The sequence below is a fragment of the Haladaptatus sp. genome (assembly GCF_049589095.1).
In the GTDB taxonomy this organism is placed as follows: Archaea; Halobacteriota; Halobacteria; order Halobacteriales; family Haladaptataceae; genus Haladaptatus.
This window is the reverse complement of sequence record NZ_JBAWAC010000015.1, coordinates 1-2,179: the sequence shown is the minus strand read 5'-3', so window position 1 is coordinate 2,179 and position 2,179 is coordinate 1. Positions and strand designations below refer to the sequence as shown.

Here is a 2,179-nt window from a genome sequence, read left to right as displayed (position 1 = left end):
GGTTTGCGGAGGACGTACTCGTCGATGAACGCGACGATGTACACGACGGAGTTCAGGATGAGATACACGCCGAGGGTGAACGCGGCGGCGTACTCCCACCGGGAGTGTGGCAGCCCCTCGCGTCTGTCCCAAAGCAAGACGGCGAGGACGGCGAGTATCGGAAAGGCACCGAGCACCGTCCAGATGACCTGACTGTACGGGACGTACGACGTAACCGGAAGGAACAACTGGATGAACGGGAGGGGAAGCCCCACGACGAGAAACGGAAGGACGAGCGTGTTCGAAAAGGTGTAGACGCTGTCGAGGCGCTTTCGCCACGAGAGTTGTGGCGAGGTGACGACCGAGGTGAGATAGCGACTGCTCACTTGTAACCATCCGCGCGCCCATCGTTTTCGCTGACTCCACCACGACGCCACCGTCGCGGGGTGTTCCTCGAACGTGATGATGGACGGATCGACGACAATCTCCTTCCCTACGAGGTGGATCCGCGTGGACATGTCGATGTCCTCCACCAGCACGGATTCGTCGAACATACCAGTCGCTCGAACACCTCCCGGCGGAAGAACGCCTGTCCCCCGCCGAAGATGCTGAACCCGTTCCAGAGCGAGCGCGCGACGAGGTCGGCCCGCTCCGTGACGTGGCGTTCGACGGTCGCGTGAAGCGAGATGAGCAAATCACTCGGATTCCGGCCGTAGCATCGTCCTTTCACGCACCAGATATCGTCGTCGGCTTCGAACCACCCGACGGCTCGCCGGAGTGCCGCCGGATCGAACTGATTATCGGCGTCGATGCTCGCGATTATCTCGCCGGTCGCGTAGGTGAGCGCGTAGTTCGTCACCTTCGCCTTTCCGCCGCCCGGTTCGTCGCGTTCGACCGCGACGATTCGCCCGTCGTGCGATAGCGGCGGTTTCGTCGGTCGAATCGGCTTCGTAGCAGACGACTACTTCGAGTTTGTGCTCGGGATAATCGACCGCCCGACACGCGTCGATGGTCCCCTCCAGGACGCTCGCTTCGTTGTACACCGGGATGACGACGCTCACCGTGGGAAGTTCGTCATCGTCCGATGGGAACGACGGAGTGGCGTGTGATGCCGGTATCGAGACGAGCGCCGAGACGAACAGCCGACCGACCTGTGCGACCACGACGAGGAGAACGACCGTCTTGAGGACGCGGAGATAGGGAACGGAGAAGTAAACCGGGGCCAGCACTCCGACGACGAAAATCGACGTGGTGAGACAGTAGAGTAGAACGGCTCTCCGCGACGAGGACTGTTCTTGAACTGTTGTCACTTCCATTGGTATACGTCCCTTGACCGGCTCTCAAAGGTTTTTTGCTCCGATTCTAATGAGGAATATTGTTAGCACGGGATAGCTGTGTACTACTCCGTGGGAGGCAATAATTCGGACGGCCGACCCGGCCGATGCTCGCCTTATCGCTCCGTTCGAGCGGCAATTCGACACGTCCGGTCGTGGCGTCGTGAAATGGCGGGGGAGTAATGGCGAGGAGTATGTGACGTACGTCCAGGTATTGAGGACTCATAGCAAGGTTCATGGCGAAATAACCACCTGAATCGGGTAGACAAGAGTGATGTTGTCCGATTCTGCCGCACGATTTACCCTCGATTTCTGCGTTGCCGTCCGTCCCTACGCAGTCTCCTCTCCGTCATCGCTGCGACACCAATCCATCCCAATGAAACCCCTTCCATCCACCGACGTCGAATCGGAATCACGCGTCAAAACCGCCCTCAGTGATCGGACCGCCCGATAACTTCCAACGGTCGTCGCGATACTCCTCGGCGAAGCCGTGTTCGCGACGGGACTGTGGCTTCAGACGACCACGTTCGATGCACTCCTCGCTAGCGGTGTCGGCGTCTGGTTCTCGCTCCTGAGTTACCACCTCTTCGAGAAACGGGAGACGTAACGCCGCTCGCTGAAATTCCGTCGTGTCGCCATCCGTTGCGTTGCCATACGTCGCGTCATCGCCCGTCGTATCGTCCTCCGACACGTCGTCACTCGTAGGTCCGTCCCCCAGTCCTGTTCTCCTCGATGTAGTCCCAGTCGTACTCGACGCCCAACCCCGGCCCGTCGGGGACGGGAACGGTTCCCTCGTCGTCGATGGAGTCGAGGTCGTCCACGTAATCGCCCTCGTACACCGGCGGCGTCGTGTTCGAACACTCCGG

1 protein-coding gene and 2 pseudogenes are annotated in these 2,179 nt (G+C 60.2%); all 3 read right to left on the bottom strand.

Going from position 1 to position 2,179, the window contains the following annotated elements; all coding sequences use genetic code 11:
• Window positions 1-533: glycosyltransferase (locus WBV42_RS00530; protein WP_423984311.1), on the bottom strand; the 533-nt coding region annotated here is incomplete at its 3' end.
• A pseudogene (locus WBV42_RS00525) lies at window positions 473-1,295 on the bottom strand (glycosyltransferase family 2 protein). The gene WBV42_RS00530 and the pseudogene WBV42_RS00525, both read right to left, overlap by 61 nt.
• A gap of 713 nt (window positions 1,296-2,008) precedes the next feature.
• Window positions 2,009-2,179: pseudogene (locus WBV42_RS00520) on the bottom strand (mandelate racemase); the annotation flags it as partial.